Below are 21,274 nucleotides of genomic sequence, written 5' to 3'. Positions count from 1 at the left end.
CAGGGGGATATTTCAAATGAAAAAATTATTACTTACAGCACTTATTTCAACTTCAATTTTTGGGTTAGCTGCTTGTGGCGGGAAAGATAAAGATGAAAAAAAACTTGTTGTTGGTGCTTCTAACGTACCGCACGCTGAAATTTTAGAAAAGGCAAAACCGTTACTTGAGAAAAAAGGAATTGAGTTAGAAATTAAAAAATTCCAAGACTACGTGTTACCGAATAAATCGTTAGCAGATAAAGAATTAGATGCGAACTACTTCCAGCACATTCCGTATTTAGAAAAGGAAATTAAAGATAAAAAATATGACTTTGAAATAGCAGGAAAAGTTCATTTAGAACCGATTGGTGTGTATTCTCAAAAATATAAGAGCTTAAAAGAACTTCCAAACGGGGCGACAATTATTATGAGTAATTCTGTTACTGATCATGGTCGTGGTTTAGCAATTTTACAAAAAGAAGGCATTTTAAAAATTAAAGACGGAGTAGAGCCAGTTAAAGCAACTCCAAAAGATATTGCGGATAATCCGAAAAACTTAAAATTCAAAACAGATATCGAGCCGGGTCTATTGCCACAAGTGTATAACAATAAAGAAGGCGATGCGGTTCTAATTAATTCTAACTATGCAATTGATGCGAAATTAAACCCAGAAAAAGACGCGATTGCAATTGAAGGAAATGATTCTCCATACGCAAACGTAGTAGCTGTTCGTAAAGGCGATAAAGATAAAAAAGAGATTAAAGCTCTTATAGAAGTACTGCATTCTAAAGAAATTGAAGACTTTATTACTAAAGAATATAAAGGGGCAGTTGTTCCTGTAAAAGAATAATTGCGGAAAAAGGGCTGGTGTATGCCGGTCCTTTTTTTACTACATAACTATAGGGGAGAAGGGGACATCATATGAAAAAGATTCTATTGTCAGTTGTTACAGCACTGTCTGTATTTACATTAGCCGCTTGCGGGGGGAAAGAGGAGAATAAGCTTGTTGTTGGCGCTTCTAATATACCGCACGCTGTTATTTTAGAAAAGGCACAGCCAATATTAGAGAAAAAGGGCATTAAGTTAGAGATAAAAAAATTCCAGGATTATGTTTTACCAAATAAGGCATTAGCTGATAAAGAAATCGATGCAAATTATTTTCAACATATCCCTTATTTAGATAAAGAGATTCAAGAAAAAGGATACAAAATTGTAAATGCAGGAAAAATTCATTTAGAGCCAATGGGCATTTATTCTAAGAAATATAAAAGCTTAAAAGATCTTCCAGATGGAGGAACGGTTATTATGAGTAATAACGTAGCTGAGCGTGGCCGTATGTTAGCGTTGTTACAAAAAGGCGGCGTTATTAAATTAAAAGACGGTGTAGATGTTGTTAAAGCAACAGTAAAAGATGTTGTAGAAAATTCGAAAAATTTAAAGTTTAAAACAGATGTAGAGCCTGGACTTTCACCGAAGCTGTACGAAAACAATGAAGGCGATGCTTTATTTATTAATTCAAACTACGCAATTGATGCAAAATTAAATCCAACAAAGGATGCAATCGCAATTGAAGGATCAGACTCTCCTTACGCAAATATTATCGCAGTTCGTAAAGGTGACGAGAAGAAAAAAGAAATTAAAGAGCTAGTAGAAGTGCTACATTCAAAAGAAATTCAAGATTTTATTAACAAAGAATATAAAGGTGCTGTACTTCCTGTGAACGAATAGGTGCTGGAAAGGGCTGGGAATAACCCAGTCCTTTTTTCTTTATATATATAAGAAGAAAGGTGTATCATAAGAGGATGTAAAGGAAATACTTATATACATTTGTGAAAAAATTGTTACATTTTCTTAGTGTTTGCGATATCATTTTATTTGCTATAAGATTAGAATGAGAATAAAATGAGAATATGAACGTTTTAGTAATTTTTAAAATGTATATAGAGGATTAATGGAGGTATTGAGATGGCTGGTTCTACATTAACGGTTAAAGACTTACACGTATCAATCGATGGCAAAGAAATTTTAAAAGGTGTAAACCTTGAAGTAAAAGGTGGAGAAATCCACGCAATTATGGGACCTAACGGAACAGGTAAATCAACTTTATCTTCTGCGATTATGGGTCACCCAAAGTATGAAGTAACAGAAGGTAGCATCATCATCGACGGTGAAGATGTATTAGAAATGGAAGTAGATGAGCGTGCGCTAGCAGGTCTATTCTTAGCAATGCAATATCCAAGTGAAATTAGCGGAGTAACAAACGCAGACTTCTTACGTTCTGCGATTAATGCACGTCGTGAAGAAGGCGAAGAAATTTCTCTTATGAAATTTATCCGTACTTTAGATAAAAACATGGAATTCCTAGAAATGGATCCAGAAATGGCACAACGTTACTTAAACGAAGGTTTCTCTGGTGGAGAGAAAAAACGTAACGAAATTCTTCAATTAATGATGATTGAGCCAAAAATCGCAATCTTAGATGAAATCGACTCAGGTCTTGATATCGATGCATTAAAAGTTGTATCTAAAGGTATTAACCAAATGCGCGGCGAAGAGTTCGGCTGCCTAATGATTACGCATTACCAACGTTTATTAAACTACATCACTCCAGACTTCGTTCACGTTATGATGAACGGTCGTATCGTTAAATCTGGTGGCCCTGAGCTTGCACAACGTCTAGAAGCTGAAGGTTACGACTGGATTAAAAAAGAATTAGGTATTGAAGACGAAACAGCAGAGCAAGAAGCGTAAGAGAGGAGCATAAACATGACAATCGGTACATTACCTTTCGATCAAGAAACAATCCGTCAGCGCGCAAGCGAAGTAAACGAAGCTGCTTGGTTGACTGAGTTCCGCTTACAAGCTCTTGCACAAGCAACTGAACTTCCAATGCCAACGCCTGATAAAACGAAAATTGAAAAATGGGACTTTATCGGAAAAGGCGACGCTGCTAAGCAAGAGCCTGTAAGTTCTTTAACAGAGCTTCCAGAAGCAGTGAAAAACTTAATCGATGAAAATAACAGCGTATTAGTACAACGTACTGGTACAACTGCTTTCGTTTCTTTAGCAGACGAAGCAAAAGAAAAAGGTGTTATTTTTACAGACATCGTAACAGCTGCAGCAGAGCATGCTGAATTAGTACAAAAGTACTTAATGAAAGACGGCGTGAAAGTAGACGAGCATCGTCTAACTGCACTTCATGCTGCATTAATCAACGGCGGTGCATTCGTATATGTTCCGAAAAACGTTGTTCTTGAAACTCCACTTCAAGCTGTATTCTTAGTAGATGGCGAAGAAGCTAACGTATATAACCACGTATTATTCGTAGCTGATGCGAACAGTACTGCAACATATGTAGAAAACTACGTTGCAAATGAAAATGCTAAAGGTATTGCAAATATCGTAGCAGAAGTAATCGTGGAACAAGGCGCACAAGTGAAATTCGGTGCGGTTGATCTATTAGCAAAAGACGTAACAACTTACGTTAACCGCCGCGGAATTGTTGGACGCGACGGCCGTATTGATTGGGCTCTAGGCCTTATGAATGACGGAAACACAATTTCAGAGAACGTTACGAATTTAATGGGCGACGGATCATATGCTGATACAAAAACAGTAACAATTGGCCGTGGTAACCAAACACAAAACTTTACAACTAAAGTTGTTCACTTCGGTAAACACTCTGAAGGTTGGATTTTAAAACACGGTGTACAAAAAGATAGTGCAACATCTATCTTTAATGGAATTGGTAAGATTGAACATGGTGCATCTAAATCAAATGCACAACAATCTTCTCGCGTTCTTATGTTAGATGAGAAAGCTCGCGGTGATGCAAACCCAATTCTTTTAATCGATGAAGATGATGTAATGGCAGGTCACGCAGCTTCAGTAGGCCGCGTAGATCCATACCAATTATACTACTTGATGAGCCGTGGGATTCCAAAACGCGAAGCAGAACGTTTAGTCATCCATGGATTCTTAGCACCTGTAGTAAATGAGCTTCCAATTGAAGGAGTAAAGGCACAGCTTGTTGAGGTAATTGAAAGGAAAGTTCGCTAATGAATATTCATGAAATACGCAAACAGTTTCCAATTCTTGATCAAAAAGTGAACGGCAAACAACTTGTATATTTCGATAGTGCAGCAACTTCTCAAAAACCAATTCAAGTCATTGAAACGTTAGAACGTTATTATAAAGAATATAATTCTAACGTGCATCGCGGTGTTCATACGCTCGGTACGAAAGCTACCGACGCGTATGAAGGTGCACGTGAGAAAGTTCGCAAGTTTATTAATGCGAAATCAATGGAAGAGATTATTTTCACGCGCGGAACGACAACTGCATTAAATACAGTAGCAGCTAGCTATGGTCTTGATAATGTAAAAGAAGGCGATGAAATCGTCATCTCTTACATGGAGCACCATAGTAACATCATTCCGTGGCAACAAGTTGCGAAGAAAACTGGTGCAACTTTAAAATACCTTCCGCTTCAACTAGACGGTACAATTTCTTTAGAAGATGTTCGTCAAACAGTTACACCGAATACAAAAATCGTTTCTATCATGCACGTTTCTAACGTACTTGGAACGATTAACCCTGTAAAAGAAATCGGAGCAATCGCACATGAAAACGGTGCAATCATGATCGTTGATGGAGCACAAAGTGCACCTCATATGAAAGTGGATGTACAAGATTTAAACTGTGATTTCTACGCATTATCTGCTCATAAGATGTGCGGACCAACAGGTGTCGGCGTATTATATGGTAAGAAAGAATTGCTAAACAATATGGAACCAATTGAATTTGGTGGTGAAATGATTGATTTCGTAGACTTACAAGAGTCTACTTGGAAAGAGCTTCCGTGGAAGTTCGAAGCAGGTACACCGATTATCGGTAATGCAATCGGACTTGGTGCGGCAATTGATTTCCTAGAAGAAATCGGTCTTCATAATATTGAAAAGCATGAACATGAATTAGCGCAATACGCTTTAGAGAGACTATCAGAAGTAGATGGCGTTACAATTTATGGTCCAAAGCATCGCGCTGGTCTAGTTACATTTAATATTGAAGACGTACATCCTCACGATGTAGCAACTGTATTAGATGTAGAAGGCATTGCGGTTCGCGCAGGACATCACTGTGCACAACCGCTTATGAAGTGGCTGAAAGCTTCTTCTACAGCACGTGCGAGCTTCTATTTATATAATACAAAAGAAGAAATTGATACATTTGTTGAATCGCTAATCAAGACAAAGGAGTATTTCACAAATGTCATTTAATAATTTAGATACGTTATATCGTCAAGTTATTATGGATCATTATAAAAATCCTCGTAACCATGGCGTGTTAGAAGATAGTGTTACCGTTAACTTGAACAATCCAACTTGCGGCGATCGTATTCAACTTACGATGAAAGTAGAAGAGGGTATTGTACAAGAAGCGAAGTTTGAAGGCGAAGGATGTTCAATTTCAATGTCTTCAGCTTCAATGATGACACAAGCAGTAAAAGGAAAGAAAATTGAAGAGGCTCTTAAGCTTTCTAAAATTTTCTCTGACATGATGCTAGGAAAAGAGTATGATGACAGCATTGATTTAGGAGATATTGAAGCATTACAAGGCGTATGCAAGTTCCCGGCACGTATTAAATGTGCAACATTAGCGTGGAAAGCGTTAGAAAAGGGCTTAAACGAAGATAAGTAATGTTAAAGGTTCCTAAAAACGAGGTTATATAAGGAGGGACACACCAACATGGCGAAGCAACTGCCAGATATCGGCGATTATAAATATGGTTTCAAGGATAAAGACGTTTCGATTTTCCGTGCTGGACGCGGTTTAACAAAAGAAATCGTTGAAGAGATTTCACGTATGAAAGAAGAACCACAGTGGATGTTAGATTTCCGTTTAAAATCACTGGATAAGTTCTATGAAATGCCAATGCCACAATGGGGCGGCGACTTAAACGACTTAGATTTCGATGAAATTACGTACTACGTAAAACCATCTGAGAAATCTGAGAAGTCTTGGGATGAAGTACCTGAGGAAATTAAAGCGACATTTGATAAATTAGGTATTCCTGAAGCTGAGCAAAAATATTTAGCTGGTGTATCTGCACAGTACGAATCTGAAGTTGTATACCACAACATGAAAGAAGACCTAGAAGATCTAGGAGTCGTCTTCAAAGATACAGATAGCGCATTAAAAGAGAACGAAGATATTTTCCGTGAGCATTTCGGAAAAGTAATCCCACCAACAGACAACAAATTCTCTGCATTAAACTCTGCAGTTTGGTCTGGTGGATCATTCATCTACGTTCCAAAAGGTATTAAAGTTGATACACCACTTCAAGCGTATTTCCGTATTAACTCTGAAAATATGGGACAATTCGAGCGTACGCTTATCATCGTAGACGAAGGCGCACACGTACACTACGTAGAAGGTTGTACAGCACCTGTTTACACTACTAACTCACTTCATAGTGCGGTAGTAGAAATCATCATTAAAAAAGATGCATATTGCCGTTATACAACAATCCAAAACTGGGCGAACAACGTATACAACCTAGTTACAAAACGTGCGGTTTGTGAAGAAAACGCAACGATGGAATGGATTGACGGTAACATCGGATCTAAATTAACGATGAAATACCCAGCAGTTATCTTAAAAGGCGAAGGCGCTCGTGGTTTAACATTATCTATCGCGATTGCTGGTAAAGGCCAACATCAAGATGCTGGTGCGAAAATGATTCACTTAGCACCAAACACGTCTTCAACAATCGTTTCTAAATCGATTGCGAAGCATGGTGGTAAAGTAACTTACCGTGGTATCGTACAATTCGGACCAAAAGCGAAAAACTCTCGCTCTAACATCGAGTGTGACACGTTAATCATGGATAACCAATCTACATCTGATACAATTCCTTACAACGAAATCAAAAACGATTACGTTTCACTTGAGCACGAAGCGAAAGTATCTAAAGTATCAGAAGAACAATTATTCTACCTAATGAGCCGCGGTATTTCTGAGCAAGAAGCTACAGAAATGATCGTAATGGGCTTCATCGAGCCATTCACTCGCGAACTTCCAATGGAATACGCAGTTGAAATGAACCGCCTAATCAAGTTTGAGATGGAAGGTTCTATCGGTTAAACCTTTATTTACAAGGGAATTGGAGGGGAAGGAAAGCAAAAATAGCTCCTTGCCCCCAATTTGCCCCCAAAAAAATTTTTGATAGAAAGCTCAGGGAAGCATTAATATGTTAATGATCTCTGAGCTTTCTTCTATAAATAAGCATAGAAAGAGGTGTGAATGTGGAAAACGATAAGAATATCACGGAAGATGATTTTGATACCATGAAAATTGACCAACTACATAAGGTTGTTATGAACTTTAGTAGTCAGAGTATTGAAATAAAAAAAATGTGCATTACTGTAGAGGTTGCAGCATTAACTTTAATCACTACTATATTTAAAGGAAATTATTCTGAACCCTCATTTACAATTTCAACTTTGTTAATTCTATTCTTAGTTCCTATATTGTTTTATGGTATTGATATATATACATATTATTATCAAGATAAACTTAGAGGTTTAATGCTTGAATCGGAAAATAATATTAGAAAAAGGAATAAATTAGATACACGTAGGGAAAAACGTTTTGATAGAAATAATAAAAAACGTATTCGTAGAGCGATTAAAAGTTATTCAAATATGATTTATTGGGCATTATTGATAATTGCATTTATAGGATTGTTTATAGTATTATTTAGACTAAAATGCTTGTAGGGAAGGATTTGTTATTATGAATATAACAAAAATATTTCTATCCTATACTCTGAGGGATATGCGATTAAACACTAATATCCTAAAAGAATTCAAAAGTAAGCTTGAGCAGATTAGTAACATCCATGTTTATGTTGATATTCTTGATAATAAAAACACTTTAGACCATCAAGGTGAAGTATATAGTCAATTGGATCATGCTGATGTGTTTTGGAAAATAAATAGTGCACAGTATGATTCATCTGCGTGGGCTGTAAAAGAATTGTGTATAGCACAAAAATGTAATAAGCCGATTTTTATTTTAGAGATGAATGACATCTATACAATTATAAATAGTCCTTCTCTCCTACACATTGAAGAATCTGTGAAGAGATTTTTACCTCAGAAAAATCATTAAGAATAGATATATTTATGTAGAAAAAGTACTCACATCAAAAAATGATATGAGCATCTTTTTTAATTATAGTAAACTACTCATATAGTGGACATACATTTGCATGGAATCAGCTTCAATTTTTTTGGTGATATGCAAATATGTGTCGGCTGTTGTTTTTATTGAAGCGTGTCCAAGTCTTTCGGAAACGTATTTGATATTTGCCCCTGCTTCAAGTAGATGAACTGCGTGAGAATGTCTTAAGGCATGAGGCGAGAGAACTGGAACATCTGCTCTTTTACAATTTATTTTGAAATAATCTCGAACAACATTCGTTCTAAGCCATCTGCCATCATGTTGATGAAAGACCAAGTTATCATCTGTTGTTTTATAATTTTCGTACATTAAGCAAACTTCTTTTTGATTGATACGGTGTCTTTTGAGAACTTTTATAGTAAAGTCACATAGTAATATTGTTCTGATACTATTCTTTGTTTTTGGTTTTGATAAATAAGGTGTGCTATTAAGTGGATAAACTAATGTTTTATCGACACTCACAGTTTTAGCTTTTAAGTCAAAATCATTCCATGTCAAAGCTAGAGCTTCACCAATACGTAAGCCAGTCCGAGCTAATAAGGTGAATAACGCATAGTATTGCTTAGAGTGCTGATACTTTGCATTTTTCTGTGTAACTGTTAATGCTTGTAAAAATTTATCTAACTCTTTGGTTGAATAAAATTTTAATTTATTGTCTGAATCACCAAGAGGTATTTTAATTTTTTGAAGTGGATTTGTTCTTAAATAATGAAAGTCCCAAACAGCATTATTCATAGCACAATTCATCAAACTTTGTATTCTCCGAATTGTACCTACGCTATATTGTTCTGCTAATTCATTAATCCACTGTTGATACTCTGAACGTTTAATATCTTTTAGTTTGTAATTACCAAAACGTGGAATGATATTTAATCGTACATTTCTCTCCAGTACACCATAAGTAATTGGTCGGACTACTGGTTTCTTATATATTTCTAACCATTCCTTGAGATAATCTTTTAAAAGTATATTGGAGTTCTCTACTACTCCTGTTTGATTTAATGCCATTTCCTCGGCTGCTGCTTCAATTTGTGCTTCTTTTTTAGTGTGAAATCCACCTTTTGCCTTTTCTCTACGCTTTCTGTCTTGATCATAGTAGCGAATTCTATATTCCCACTTATCGCCACGTTTACGGAAAATAGCCAATATCCTCAACCTTTCAAGTTTATTTTTTGTTGTATTCCATTGGCAGTAAGAGTAGGAAAAAGTCTTGCTACCGCCAATGTATTTATAATGAAGATACTCTATTATTCTTGATTACGAATCCAATTTTCTAAAAAAATACGAGTTTCACGAGCTGGAAAATACCACTTTTGACCTATTTTGAATTTCGGGAAATTTGGATCGAAGAAAAATGTGTTTTGAATTGAATTCCAACACATTGAAGTTCTTCTTTTTAATTCTTTAGCGTCCCAATAAACTAACTCTAAATCAATTTCATTGAGTTTTTCTTCAATTTTTTGTAAACATAGTTGTTTCATTTCTGTATCATTAATTTGTACGGCTAACATTCTTTCACCCCCATGCTACTCCTCCTCAACACTAATTTTAATTTTTTTGTACTTAACTGGATTGTCTATAAATTGTCCATCTTTGTAAATTTTACTGACATACTCTGTTTCGTATAAAATAGATGAATTATCAAATTCAAGTTTATCTTCCAACAATAACTTACTTTCTTCGGGTCTTTGCAGATTCCTAGAACTTAAATAAGCCTTTTTCCCAAAACTTTCGAGTAATTCTTGACCTATTCCTTTCTCAAAATATTTCGTGACATAACGACCTCGATTTTCCTTTGAATCCACGTCCACTTTATTTATCCGAACAGCACCATGCCCCCATAAATTTAATAATTTTTCATGTGGAATATAAGGGACGTCAAATAATAATATATGAGCATGCCATGCTTTTCTTTTTTGTCGCTCTAAAACGGCTAAATATTTTAATTTACTTTTCTTAGTGTTGAAAACATGATAATTGAATCTTTTAATGAATGTTTTTAAAATATTATTGAACGTGTCTCTGTCTTGTATATTTTCTTTAGTTGTTAGAGTAAGAAAAGAGGTTCTGTCATCATAATTGCAATCTACAATTCTTAATAATCGCCATTTTGCATCTAGCCTCGTTTTACTCATTCTTTCTAATCTCTCTTTTTGTTCTTCTTCAGTTAGTTCATCAAATGTTCTATGTTTAGAATTCGGTTTTGTCTCATCAACACTACTAGCTTTACCTTTAGTGAAAATAGGCTTTTCATACTCCCAAATCTCTACATATGAGTTTGTTCGGACTATTTTTTGGTTGTAACCAGCCATAAAACCAGTCCTTTTTAAAGGCGATTTTTCGCCATAAGTTTGTCTATATAATAAATAAACTAGGACGAGCAAAAGCTCGTCCGTACCACTAAAGCCAAGTCCAAGAATAGCCGTTCCACTGACACGCTCCGCTTGCCAACAAAGTTGGCAGTCCTATTCTCGTTCTTGGCTAAGTGGTACAAAATTTACTAGTTATTTAGTTATTTAGTTATTTAGTTATTTAGTTATTTAGTTATTTATTTATTTATTTATTTATTGGTAAAACATCCGAGCAAGAAAACCATAAATTCCCATTGAATTGTCCTACATTTAAATCTTTGAGAATAACTGGAGTAGTTTTATTATTTTTCAAATCTTGAATACTTAAGGATGGTGTCAAGTTATTCACCTTAACAGTTATCATTTCCATAAAGAAATCGCTTGATTCATCTTGAATAGATACATTCAAACGTAAGGCAGTAGGTTGTTGAGTTTCTCTATCTAAAACATCAGAATATCCCTTTACTGCCACAAACTTATTTCCTAGTAATTCCGCTTTTAAAAAGTCATTCAGTCTCATAATAATTTACCTCTTTCATCATTGTATAGTTTATTAGCATCAGCAAAAAACGCTGATGTGGAACTGATTTTTCGAATGCAATTTCAGAAACCCACTGAAATCCCACTCAAAAAAACAGTTGCAATAGGGGAGTTATATGTATCTCTTTAATTCTTCTATAAAATCAAAGTTTTTCGTATCAATGAATGGTGATTCCCAATATTGTGCCGCCTCTTTTCCAGCCCCTTGCATATATAATAATCCAGCTCCTTTAGTTTCAATTGACGGTGTACGCTCTGGTGTACTAGAGCCGAAAATCATGCGATAGCCATCTGAACTATTTGCACCTAGAGCAATACGAAGCCCTAAATTATCCCGTAAATCTGTGTTTAAAGTATTGGCATTCATTTGCTGAGCAGCTACTAAAATAAATACGCCAGCTTGTCGACCAAGCAAAATAATTTTTTTTATGCCTCCGTCTATGACCTCGTTTACAATTTCTTTAGATTTTTTATCTGTTCCGCTAGCTTGGAAAGCACCCATTTCATCGAACACAAGCCAAATGGGTTTGAATCCATGATCAGCGAAATTACTACCATATTTAAAATTTTTATTCATGTAGTTATATCGTTCTTGCATTTCAGTTATGGCAAGTCGGACAACACGAGCGATATTATTTGGTGTAGTTGCTACACGTTTCTCGCCAAGATAATGAGAAAGGGAGCCTAAATCGCTATGCTTTGGGTCCAAGACCCAAATTGATGAATCCTGTTTTAAAAATTCTAAAATCATAAAACTTATGAAAATGCTTTTTCCGCTACCTGTTCCACCAGCAACCAAAATATGCGGGCATTTCACGGGATTGTAAATTACTCCATAGCCGAGATTAATATTTAGACTATCATTTACTTCTTTTTTTTCCGTTGAACGAACATATAGACGTTTTGGACGTTTAGTAAAGTAGTGATATTCACAAACGCCTGGTCTGTCAATTTTTTCTTCAAGAGGTAAGTTCAATAATGCTGAAAGCTCAACATCCAAATTTATCACTTTAGAGCTGAAATTATCGCCTCTTTTGATTGCATAGATAATGATTTTATCTGTTGTTTCCTTATAGCTAAAAACAGCAGAATTAGAAATATATTTTTTTTTCTTAGTTCGTGTATTACCGTTCTTATCTATTTCTTGGTATTCTTCGTAGTCCTCTTGATAAAGGAAGTTGCTCCTAGTAAAATAGAGCAATTTATCGCGCCAATAACACCATTGAATTACTTGCTCTTTTAGTGCTTTAAAATATTTATTAATCTTGAACATCAAAAAAACAGTCACGAATGGTACGAGTACAGTAAGAATACTCTTCCATGAATTTAAAATTACTATCATTGAAGTCATTAAAAAAACCATTGTCAAAACATGAAGTATTCTCAATCTAGCAACCCAATTTGGATTCTTCTCAGTAAGACTAATATATGGTGTACTCTGTTTGCTTTTAAAATATAATCGTATTTTCTCCATTGACTTACCTCAATTTATTCTTAATTCTCTCGATCTTTATGTTCTTTTTCAGATAATCAAATTCTGGAAAAGTCAAGTTGTCAGCTACTATAACATCATTTTCTAGTCTTTCAGCTATATGAAAGAATGCTATAAATTCTCCTGGGACATGGATATCCAATCCCGCTATTGTGCAATCCAATAATTTTGAGCTTTTAATAAATGGGTCTGGAACTAGGAGAATATTGTTAATGAAATAAAAATCAAAACCTTCATTCACCATTTCATCAAGTCTTGTGAAAACAGTTGAATCACGCCCAGAATAATTATTCCAAATAAGTTCGGGAGAGTGTTCATTCAACCATAAAATCGCTATGTGTGGCTCATTAGTAAATGCTATTGTTGTCATTTTGACCTCCTTAGATCCCGAAGAAAAAACTTTTTGCTTATTCTCCGAGATTAAAAATCAACTACTCTACTGAATAATAGAACGAATCATCTTTATAGTGATAATAAGGTAACTGCATTAAGTTTAAGCGTGTGATGTCAGTTCTTCTGTGTTTTTCCCGATTAGCAATAATCAAATTTTCTGCCATTTTTTTTAATAAAGTATAGGTACATTTAAAAGGAAGATTAGTTTCTAAAAGGACAATAGAAATTTTGTCTAATTCAAAATCCACTGAGCGAGTTGGTAAAAACCTTTGAATCCTTTTTGCACTAACTAATGTAGTTGGAATGTTAATTTTTTCTTCTCTACAAATTTCTGCAAAAGTTTTTTTCATAATAAAAACCTCATTTCAATTAATTTTTTCTACTCTACTTATGTTAATCCGTACGCACAAATATAGGGTGAGGCACGTGATTTCATAGAATTTTCCTCCTTGAAATTATTGTCTGCTTATCAGACGTAAAAATCTCTAAAAAAAATCTAGTCAAGTCTGCTTATCAGACATTTTTCAGTTTAAAAAAATGCTTGTTTTGCTACCATTTCCTTTACAAACCAAGCATACACAATACTAAAAACTAAGTCAACATTTTTTCTGATTTTCAGACAAATATCCAAGAGAAGATTGTCCACTTATAATTAACTCCTATTAATTTCTTTTATTAGATCATCTTCAAGTTGTTTGATAATATCCATAATACGTTCAGAGTTCCCTATTTCTAGCTCTTTAGAGAGATTTTTTTTATATCTTGCAACGACTTCTCTAATTTTTCTTTCTGCAATTTGAACAGGTGAACCAATTTCTTCATCACGAATATTTTTTATATATGCAGCTTTCAAAATGTACTCAATGACAACTCCATAAGTAACACTACGACTATTTATTTGACTTGGAATTTCTTGTTTAAGGCGTTTTATTCCTTGCTCAACATCATCACTTATATGGACTTTAAGTTTTTGAGCGCTTGGCTTTATGTCAACCTTTTCAATTGAAACTGGTTCTTCTCTAACATCTTTTTGCCAATCATTCACCCAAAGTGAATCTTCATATGCGCTCATTAACACATCGGCTCTAGTAATAGATACTCCTTTTTTATTTTCATATAATCTTTTTACTTGTTCCATCAGTCTCGCAGTTTCTATGGAAATCCTAGCTTGATAATAGTCCATTTTTGTTCCTCCTACCATTTTTTTTATAGTACCATGTCTGATGATTGATGACAATCATCGGTATCTTTTCGGTACCCATTCAAACCAAACTATATTATTTCCTCTTATTTACTGATACACTACTTTGTAAATTAGTCGAGTGAATCGCTGATTTATCGATAGTTTCAGCATTTTTATTTTGAAAAAGGATCAATTTAGTAGCAATAGAGGAACAAAAACTTTTTTCGCTCTAGAGAGCAACTACGTACGTGGACAAGAAGAACGACGAACAACCCAGATAAATGTCGAAACTCTTTTCAACATTTATCTGGGTTAGGAGTTATTACCTAAACTGGAAGTGATATTTGTTCTCCAAAGGCTTTGCTTTCACTAAGTGCTTTCTGTAAATTCTTTTCATAAATCGAAGGAAATGTAATATCAGATGTAAATTTATAACGAGAGTATGGGAAGTTTTCAAAATGATTGTCATTAATACCGCTCATATCATTTAAAATAGTTTTTCCTATAGCCTCACCTAATTTGATAGGCACAGCGTTTCCAATCTGTTTGTATTTTTCTCCGATTTTTCCGCAAAATTTCCAATCGTCAGGGAAACCTTGAATTCTTGCATATTCTTCAATAGACAACGGGCGAAGTTCAGTTGGGTGAACTAAATCTGTTGCTGGCATAGTAGGAACAGTTACTAATGTAGGACTTGGTTCGCTGAAGGATAGTCTTCTAAAGAAACCAGTCTTTCCACCACCCATAAAATATTTTTTACCCATAGCTTCACGTTGTTCTTCATCTGAAAGTGAGCGCCAATTTCCGCCCTCTGGAATTTTTTTGAACCATTCAATTCTAGTTTTTGGAATCTCGCTATATTCCATTTCAATATCTTGGATATCTCCAATAGCATCTTTAAGAGTTTTCCATTTTGGAAGTCCAAAATCTCCTTTTTCAGAATTGGTTGGAGTGAGATATGGAACTTTATCATTTCCTAATTTCCCAATAATTACAAAGCGCTCACGTTTTTGTGGTGCGCCAAAGTTTGCAGCATTATATAGTTCAAAGGAAACGGTGTAGCCAAGTGATTTTAGCTTTCCAAGAGCATAATGCAGTACTCCGCCTTTTACAGCTTCTCCATCAGTATCTTCTAATACAGCTTCTGTCGTTTGTAAACCACGAACATTTTCGATAACTACATAAGTCGGATGTAATTCTCCAATTAAGTCAAGATAACGAATGAATACATCTCCACGAGCGTCTTCTAAGCCTTTCCTATTGCCAGCCGTCGAAAATGCTTGGCATGGAGGACCTCCAAATACTATATCAATTTTTCTATCTTTTGGAATTTTGGCGTAATCGTAAATTTTTTCTGTATTACATTCCCAAATATCTCCAATCAAGCCGACATCATCATTGTTTGCGACAATCGTTGCACGAGCGTCTTTATTTATCTCACAAGCAAGCAATGAGCGGATTCCACTATTTTCCATTCCGATATCTAATCCCATTCCACCACTAAAAAAAGAAAGTGCAACAATTTCAGGTATGTCATTTGAGACTCGTTTCCTATCATCAGGATTTACAACATATTCACCAGTTTCCAAAAATAAATCAATATCTTTTTGGGTAGTGTTCCAAGTTTTATTTTTATTGATTGAGCTGATTTTTCCATTTTTCATTAATCTTCGAGCATATTGTTCAGTCATTTTAAGTTGTTTAGAAACATCTTCAACTGTTAGTGCATTTATCATAAGAAACCTCCGAAACTTTATTTAGACCCGGTATCTTATCATAACATATTTTTTACAGAAGGTCCAGAGAAACTATATGGTATAATTAAGAAAATATAATATATGAGGTGAGACCATGGCAAAAAAGAGTAAAACTTTAAAGGCTATTATTGACGATACGGATTTACCACTTCACCAAGTTGAACGTGCCTTTGAGTATGTTAATGATTTGGTTGAAAATGATGATTATGCGAATACACTCCAAGAATTGTTTTCATTCGCATTGGAAAATGATATTTCACTTTTCACGGCTAATTTTGTTGATGTAGACAAAGAACCCTATGAAATGGTTGTGGATTATTTTATAAACTGGTGCAATGGTTATATAAGCAATAGGGAGAATTTAGCTATAGAATCTCCACTTAAAAATTATGGAGAAAAAGATGAAGCCTTAACAAATCGTGTGTTGGCTGTTACTCAAGTTGATGGGGATGTATTAGAAAAATATATAGAAGGACATTTCCTTTTCATGAGTGCCGAAAATAAAAATGGCGTAATTCTTGAAGAATACCTTGCGAAGGTATTAGAACCGTATGGTTGGATTTGGTGTGCTGGATCAACATATCGCGCAGTTGATTTTTGTTATCTAGGAGAAGAACCGATACTACTTCAAGTGAAAAACAAATATAACACTGAAAACAGTTCTAGTTCTGCTATTCGTACAGGGACAATTATCCAAAAATGGAATAGATTAAACCGACCGAGAGCAATAACTGGATTAGATAGACCGTTGCCAAACTGGGAAAATTTACACAGAATTGTAAATGCTAATGGTGATTTGGCGGAACTCTTGACTGAAGAAGAATATCTTGAGTTTATTAGGGAAAATTCTTCAACAGAGTTGGATATACTTTAAAAAAGAAGTATTATTTAATACGATTTTAAATGAAGCATGAAAGCTGTCAAAAGCACTCTACTACATATGGAACCTGGAGCTTTGCTGATTAATCAACTGTGATAATAACATCATTCAAAATAAAAAAACTTAAATGTTTCAGATTTCTTAAAACATTTTTATATTAACAAATAATCATTAAAATATTTTGGCATTTTATCCAGTGGGGATAAATATCATATCTAAAAAAAGCTATGCCCCCAATTTGCCCCCAAAAGTATGAAAAGTTATGAAATGTTACGAAAAGTCCCTGTGCAAAAATCTTAATTTACAAGGGATTTACATAGGTATAAAACTTGAATTTAAAAAAGTTTGAGATGGAAGGTTCTATTGGTTAATATTTAAAAGAGAAAGCGCCCTGCTGTGCAGGGCGCTTTCTTATGTTCTATAAGCTGAGATGGGTATATCGAACCTAAATCGTATCCACCTTATCCACAGATTTAATACGCTCCCAAATATGTTTCATCCCAATGAAAGAACCATATCCAATTAAAGCACCTAGCATATTCAATATGATGTCATCAATATCAAAAACACCAGTAAAAGTAAGGAGTTGTAACGATTCAATTAATAAAATAAACTTAATGAAAATTTTAGACGCCATTTTTACATTGTTAATTTGTTTAAATAATAAAGGTAGTAGGAATCCGAATGGGATAAATATGATGACGTTTCCTAATGTATTCATAAGTACGATGTCTATATTATAAGGATCTAGTAGATGTGTTAGATCGAATCCACTTAAATAGCGGATTGTACTTTTGAGCGGGATTAAGTTTATTAATCCACCGTGTATAAAATGCCAGTCGCCTGTTTCAAATAAATACTTCAAATCATAAAAATAAACGGCTGGCCTCCCGAGCAACAGTTTAAATAACAAAACAAATGAATACGGTAAAAATAATCCCCAGCCAATCCACTGTACATATTTTTGCGTGGAAGATTGCATCGCTTTTTCAATTTCAGTTCCTAAAGTAGAGGCTTCTCCAAAATTTTGGATGGCTAATGTAGTAGCTTCTTCTTCTGATTTTCCTTGATTGAGAAATTCTTGTTTTAAGCTTGTAAGATGATCATAAATTTCAAAGTATAGTTCGTCTCTATCAGATTGCGATAGGTTTGCTTTTTGAACAATACTTTTTATGTATTCTTCAATCGTCATTAATTTAAAGCTCCTTTCTGACAAGTTTTAATAAGAGTTGTAACTGAATCCCACGCTGTTAGTTTTTCTTCTAAAATTTTCTTTCCGTTCGTAGTAATGCGATAAAATTTTCGTTTCATACCAGTTTCAGATTCACCCCAGTATGAATTTATTAAATCCTTTTGTTCCAAACGTTTGAGTGCTGGATAGAGTGTACCTTGGCTCATTGTGTATAGATCATTGCTGTTTTCTTTTAGCCTTTGAATAATTTCATATCCGTACGTATCGTGCTGTTTAATGATGGAGAGAAGTAAAATATCAATACTTCCTTTTAATATCTCTTTATCCATTTTATGGTTCACCACCTTATGATGAGATTGTAACACGACATATGTCGTGTTACAAGGTATATGTGTAGGGTGATACTCCATCTAGGAGGCAGCAAAAAGCTCTTCGCCAATCCGTCCAACAAACTTCCTGACAAATAGGTCCCCACCACCGACTACAAAGGAAATCCTCCTCCAACTAATCCACAAATTAGAAAATATAAAGTTTTCCATATTAAAAGGGCAATCTTTGGCTTTTTCTTATAATGCGAGTACAATGTAGAATAGCAAGAAAAGACGAAAAGTATTTACAGGATTATTGCGTACGTATAGCGTAAATGGCAGTAAGGAACTGAGAGGAGGTTTTTTCTCTGAATATAAATAAAGAAACAATCATCCACCTTTATCATACAAACGATATACATAGTCATTTTGAAAATTGGCCGCAAATTTCTCGGTTTGTACGAGGGGAGAAAAAGCGAAGACAGGAAGCGGGAGAGACTGTTTTAACTGTGGATATTGGCGATCATGTGGATCGTTTTCATAGTATTTCGGAAGCGACAAATGGACTTGGGAATACAAAATTATTAAATGAGGCGCTATATGATTATGTAACGATCGGAAATAATGAAGGAATTACATTGGCGAAAGAGCATTTGAATCGTCTATATGATGATGCTGGGTTTGAGGTGCTCGTAGCGAATTTATTTGAAAAAGAAGGTGTACGTCCGGCGTGGGCGCAGCCTTATAAATTACATACAACGACAGATGGGATTACGATTGCCTTTATTGGATTAACGGTAGCTTATCCAGAGTTTTATCATATGTTAGACTGGCATATTGAAGATCCGATCATCCATTTAGAGTCTATTTTAGAAGAAGTTAAGGATACAGCTCATATTACTGTTGTGCTTTCTCATCTTGGAAAAAGTATGGATGAGTATATGGCGGAGCATTATGATATAGATGTTATTTTAGGGGCACATACGCATCATTTATTTGAGCGCGGTGTTCTTGTGGATAATACTTTGCTTTGCTGTTGTGAAAAGTGGGGACATTACGTTGGTCACGTTCAGCTTACTGTGGATAAAGAGACGAAGAGACTGTTGAAAAAAGACGGTAGAGCGATTAAGACAGAACGGTTAGGTGCTTATAGCGAGCCGTTATCCACAATTGAAATGCTAAAGGGAGAAAGTAAACAGATAATGGCTGAGCCTGTCGTTCATTTAAAAGAATCATTGCCGGTTGATTGGTTTAAGGAGACGACGTTTTCTCATATGTTGGCAAGTGCACTTAAAGAGTGGTGTAATGCGGATGTTGGGATGGTGAATGCTGGTGTACTTCTTGAGGGATTAAATGAAGGTGTTGTGACGCGCGGAGATATTCATCGGATTTGTCCACATCCCATTAATCCATGTCTGTTAAAAGTACCAGGGAAAACGTTAAGAGAAGTTATTTTGAAAGCGCGCCGCCCGAATATGGAGAATCTTGAGGTGAAAGGATTCGGATTTCGTGGAAAAGTAATGGGGAAAATGATTTACGATGGTTTGGAAGTGATTCCAGATACGATTCCAGGGAATAAAATTTTACTAGAAGATGTATTGATTAACGGCGAATCGCTGGAATTAGACCGGATATATACGGTAGGAACGATTGATATGTTTACATTCGGATACTTATACCCAGAGCTATCCACACTTTCTGACAAACAATATTATATGCCGGAATTGCTTAGAGATGTACTAACAGACATGTTGATAACTTATACATCTTCAGTCAAACTATAGGCTAGTTAACTTGTAACACTCATTTTTCTCTTGTCATAAAGATAAGAAAGAGAGGAGTGTGAACTATGGTTAATGTAGAGCCAATTATAATTGATAACTATACGTTCATTGCTGTTAGCGTAAAACTTCCAAAGACAAATTTGCTAGCTGTAATGAGCGATAAAGGATATATTATGTGCGGTGCTTTAGATGTAGGTCTTCTAAATGAGAAGTTAGGTGATCGAGGAATTATTGCTGGCCGTGCGGTTGGTGTAAGAACGATTGAACAACTTCTTGAAGCACCGCTGGAATCAGTAACGACTGGAGCCGAAGCTTTAGGTATTCCGGTAGGCACAATCGGAAAAGATGCACTATTAAAAATGAGATAAGCATATATCGTCCCTCTTTCTTGCATAGAAATAATATAAGAAGGAGGGTTTTCTTATGGGCATATTTCGTTCGAAAAATTCGCGGTTTCGAAGGGGACCGATTTCCTTTCGGTATATACTGCTTATTTCATTTATTCTTTTTATCGTAATGGTAGTTCAAGGTTTATGGATTGTAAATAAAAGTATTCAGCCAACGTTAATTAAATATGGGGAAACAGAGACTCATAAAATGGCAACAGCAGTTATGACAAAAGCGGTAAAAGACCGAATTAATGAAGGGTTTGATGTAGATTCATTAATGAAAGTACAAACGGATAGGAACGGGAAAGTATCTACAATTGATTTAAATACAAAACAAGTAAATGAAATATTAACATCGACTACTGCATACATAGAAAAATATTTACAACAAGTAGAAAAAGGGGATACGAAAGCACTTGGTATTTTTGAAGAGAATGGGGTATCTATGTCAGTTCCTTTTGGGCGCATAACTGATAATGCGCTTCTTGGTAATATAGGACCGGATATTCCGATTAATTTTACGCCAATTGGTCATGTGAATACGGATATTAAACAATTAGTTGAGCCGCAAGGAATTAATAATACGGCGATCAAAATTATTATGGAAGTAGAAGTGACGTTACAAGTTATGATTCCGTTACGCACGAAAGAAATTAAGGTGAAGCAAAACATTCCGATTGCGACGCGCATCGTTCAAGGTGAAGTGCCTACTTATTACGGAAGTGGGGGAGTTACTGTACCAGATAAAAAGAAAACGGATAATTAGTCAGTAGTGTTCT

The 21,274-nt window shown here is 35.1% G+C and carries 24 protein-coding genes; 13 read left to right on the top strand and 11 right to left on the bottom strand.

The genetic code is table 11. The features are described from left to right. Positions 1–16: 16 nt before the first annotated feature. The 9 genes from metQ (MR155_RS22200) to MR155_RS22160 all read left to right on the top strand — a co-directional run bounded on the left by metQ (MR155_RS22200) (position 17) and on the right by MR155_RS22160 (position 8,154). Positions 17–829: a methionine ABC transporter substrate-binding lipoprotein MetQ gene (gene metQ, locus MR155_RS22200; protein WP_219301037.1), complete on the top strand. Its 813-nt coding sequence runs from the start codon at positions 17–19 to the stop codon at positions 827–829. 71 nt (positions 830–900) lie between these two features. Next, positions 901–1,707, top strand: a complete 807-nt coding sequence (metQ, locus tag MR155_RS22195) for a methionine ABC transporter substrate-binding lipoprotein MetQ (protein ID WP_242311102.1) — start codon at positions 901–903, stop codon at positions 1,705–1,707. A 237-nt stretch (positions 1,708–1,944) separates the two neighbouring features. Beyond that, positions 1,945–2,730 carry a Fe-S cluster assembly ATPase SufC gene (gene sufC, locus MR155_RS22190; RefSeq protein ID WP_002015933.1) on the top strand — a complete coding sequence of 262 codons (786 nt, stop codon included), beginning with the start codon at positions 1,945–1,947 and terminating at the stop codon, positions 2,728–2,730. A 15-nt stretch (positions 2,731–2,745) separates the two neighbouring features. After that, positions 2,746–4,038: a Fe-S cluster assembly protein SufD gene (sufD, locus tag MR155_RS22185; protein ID WP_242311101.1), complete on the top strand. Its 1,293-nt coding sequence runs from the start codon at positions 2,746–2,748 to the stop codon at positions 4,036–4,038. Further along, positions 4,038–5,258, top strand: a complete 1,221-nt coding sequence (gene sufS / locus MR155_RS22180; protein WP_002015930.1) for a cysteine desulfurase SufS — start codon at positions 4,038–4,040, stop codon at positions 5,256–5,258. The genes sufD and sufS overlap by 1 nt, the downstream gene beginning before the upstream one ends. Further along, positions 5,248–5,679: a Fe-S cluster assembly sulfur transfer protein SufU gene (sufU, locus tag MR155_RS22175; protein WP_002089369.1), complete on the top strand. Its 432-nt coding sequence runs from the start codon at positions 5,248–5,250 to the stop codon at positions 5,677–5,679. Before sufS ends, sufU begins: the two co-directional genes overlap by 11 nt. A 48-nt stretch (positions 5,680–5,727) precedes the next feature. Continuing rightward, the gene (sufB, locus tag MR155_RS22170) at positions 5,728–7,125 is read left to right on the top strand and encodes a Fe-S cluster assembly protein SufB (protein ID WP_002015928.1); all 1,398 of its coding nucleotides are present in this window, start codon (positions 5,728–5,730) and stop codon (positions 7,123–7,125) included. A gap of 161 nt (positions 7,126–7,286) precedes the next feature. Further along, positions 7,287–7,760 carry a hypothetical protein gene (locus MR155_RS22165; RefSeq protein WP_070129127.1) on the top strand — a complete coding sequence of 158 codons (474 nt, stop codon included), beginning with the start codon at positions 7,287–7,289 and terminating at the stop codon, positions 7,758–7,760. Positions 7,761–7,776: 16 nt separating this feature from the next. Further along, positions 7,777–8,154, top strand: a complete 378-nt coding sequence (locus MR155_RS22160; protein WP_070129126.1) for a hypothetical protein — start codon at positions 7,777–7,779, stop codon at positions 8,152–8,154. A 63-nt stretch (positions 8,155–8,217) separates the two neighbouring features. On the opposite strand, the gene MR155_RS22155 is transcribed toward MR155_RS22160, so the two are convergent. From MR155_RS22155 to MR155_RS22115, 9 genes are all read right to left on the bottom strand, one after another. After that, complete coding sequence (locus MR155_RS22155) at positions 8,218–9,372, bottom strand: tyrosine-type recombinase/integrase (protein ID WP_242311100.1); 1,155 nt, start codon at positions 9,370–9,372, stop codon at positions 8,218–8,220. A gap of 101 nt (positions 9,373–9,473) precedes the next feature. Further along, positions 9,474–9,737 carry a group-specific protein gene (locus tag MR155_RS22150; RefSeq protein ID WP_098836544.1) on the bottom strand — a complete coding sequence of 88 codons (264 nt, stop codon included), beginning with the start codon at positions 9,735–9,737 and terminating at the stop codon, positions 9,474–9,476. A gap of 15 nt (positions 9,738–9,752) precedes the next feature. Next, positions 9,753–10,538 (bottom strand): rolling circle replication-associated protein, encoded by a 786-nt coding sequence (locus MR155_RS22145; RefSeq protein ID WP_242311099.1) that lies wholly within the window; start codon positions 10,536–10,538, stop codon positions 9,753–9,755. A gap of 244 nt (positions 10,539–10,782) precedes the next feature. Further along, positions 10,783–11,097, bottom strand: coding sequence for a hypothetical protein (locus tag MR155_RS22140; protein ID WP_242311098.1), 315 nt, complete (start codon positions 11,095–11,097; stop codon positions 10,783–10,785). Positions 11,098–11,229: 132 nt separating this feature from the next. After that, positions 11,230–12,591, bottom strand: a complete 1,362-nt coding sequence (locus MR155_RS22135) for an FtsK/SpoIIIE domain-containing protein (protein WP_242311097.1) — start codon at positions 12,589–12,591, stop codon at positions 11,230–11,232. Between the two features lie 4 nt (positions 12,592–12,595). Next, positions 12,596–12,979 (bottom strand): hypothetical protein, encoded by a 384-nt coding sequence (locus tag MR155_RS22130; RefSeq protein ID WP_242311096.1) that lies wholly within the window; start codon positions 12,977–12,979, stop codon positions 12,596–12,598. A gap of 61 nt (positions 12,980–13,040) precedes the next feature. Continuing rightward, positions 13,041–13,352: a hypothetical protein gene (locus tag MR155_RS22125; RefSeq protein ID WP_242311095.1), complete on the bottom strand. Its 312-nt coding sequence runs from the start codon at positions 13,350–13,352 to the stop codon at positions 13,041–13,043. A gap of 302 nt (positions 13,353–13,654) precedes the next feature. Continuing rightward, positions 13,655–14,185 carry a hypothetical protein gene (locus MR155_RS22120; protein WP_242311094.1) on the bottom strand — a complete coding sequence of 177 codons (531 nt, stop codon included), beginning with the start codon at positions 14,183–14,185 and terminating at the stop codon, positions 13,655–13,657. 326 nt (positions 14,186–14,511) lie between these two features. Further along, positions 14,512–15,921, bottom strand: a complete 1,410-nt coding sequence (locus tag MR155_RS22115) for a DNA cytosine methyltransferase (RefSeq protein ID WP_242311093.1) — start codon at positions 15,919–15,921, stop codon at positions 14,512–14,514. A 115-nt stretch (positions 15,922–16,036) separates the two neighbouring features. Between MR155_RS22115 and MR155_RS22110 the strand changes: the two genes are divergently transcribed. Next, a complete protein-coding gene (locus tag MR155_RS22110) occupies positions 16,037–16,816 on the top strand; it encodes a SinI family restriction endonuclease (protein ID WP_242311092.1) in 780 nt (259 codons plus the stop codon). A 451-nt stretch (positions 16,817–17,267) separates the two neighbouring features. Here the strand turns inward: MR155_RS22110 and MR155_RS22105 are convergent, their stop codons facing one another. Continuing rightward, complete coding sequence (locus MR155_RS22105; protein WP_242311091.1) at positions 17,268–18,014, bottom strand: VanZ family protein; 747 nt, start codon at positions 18,012–18,014, stop codon at positions 17,268–17,270. Then, positions 18,014–18,343, bottom strand: coding sequence for a PadR family transcriptional regulator (locus MR155_RS22100; RefSeq protein ID WP_016121000.1), 330 nt, complete (start codon positions 18,341–18,343; stop codon positions 18,014–18,016). The genes MR155_RS22105 and MR155_RS22100 overlap by 1 nt, the downstream gene beginning before the upstream one ends. A 347-nt stretch (positions 18,344–18,690) precedes the next feature. Here MR155_RS22100 and MR155_RS22095 point away from each other — a divergent pair, with 347 nt between their 5' ends. The 3 genes from MR155_RS22095 to yunB all read left to right on the top strand — a co-directional run bounded on the left by MR155_RS22095 (position 18,691) and on the right by yunB (position 21,261). Then, the gene (locus MR155_RS22095; RefSeq protein WP_277958741.1) at positions 18,691–20,106 is read left to right on the top strand and encodes a bifunctional metallophosphatase/5'-nucleotidase; all 1,416 of its coding nucleotides are present in this window, start codon (positions 18,691–18,693) and stop codon (positions 20,104–20,106) included. Between the two features lie 65 nt (positions 20,107–20,171). Then, a complete protein-coding gene (locus MR155_RS22090) occupies positions 20,172–20,474 on the top strand; it encodes a YunC family protein (protein ID WP_002015926.1) in 303 nt (100 codons plus the stop codon). Between the two features lie 55 nt (positions 20,475–20,529). Then, positions 20,530–21,261, top strand: coding sequence for a sporulation protein YunB (yunB, locus tag MR155_RS22085; protein WP_242311090.1), 732 nt, complete (start codon positions 20,530–20,532; stop codon positions 21,259–21,261). Positions 21,262–21,274: the final 13 nt, after the last annotated feature.

The sequence above is a fragment of the Bacillus cereus group sp. BfR-BA-01331 genome (assembly GCF_022663915.1).
Lineage (GTDB): Bacteria > Bacillota > Bacilli > Bacillales > Bacillaceae_G > Bacillus_A > Bacillus_A mycoides.
Note: the sequence above shows the minus strand (reverse complement) of the source record. Positions and strands in the feature narration are given on the sequence as shown.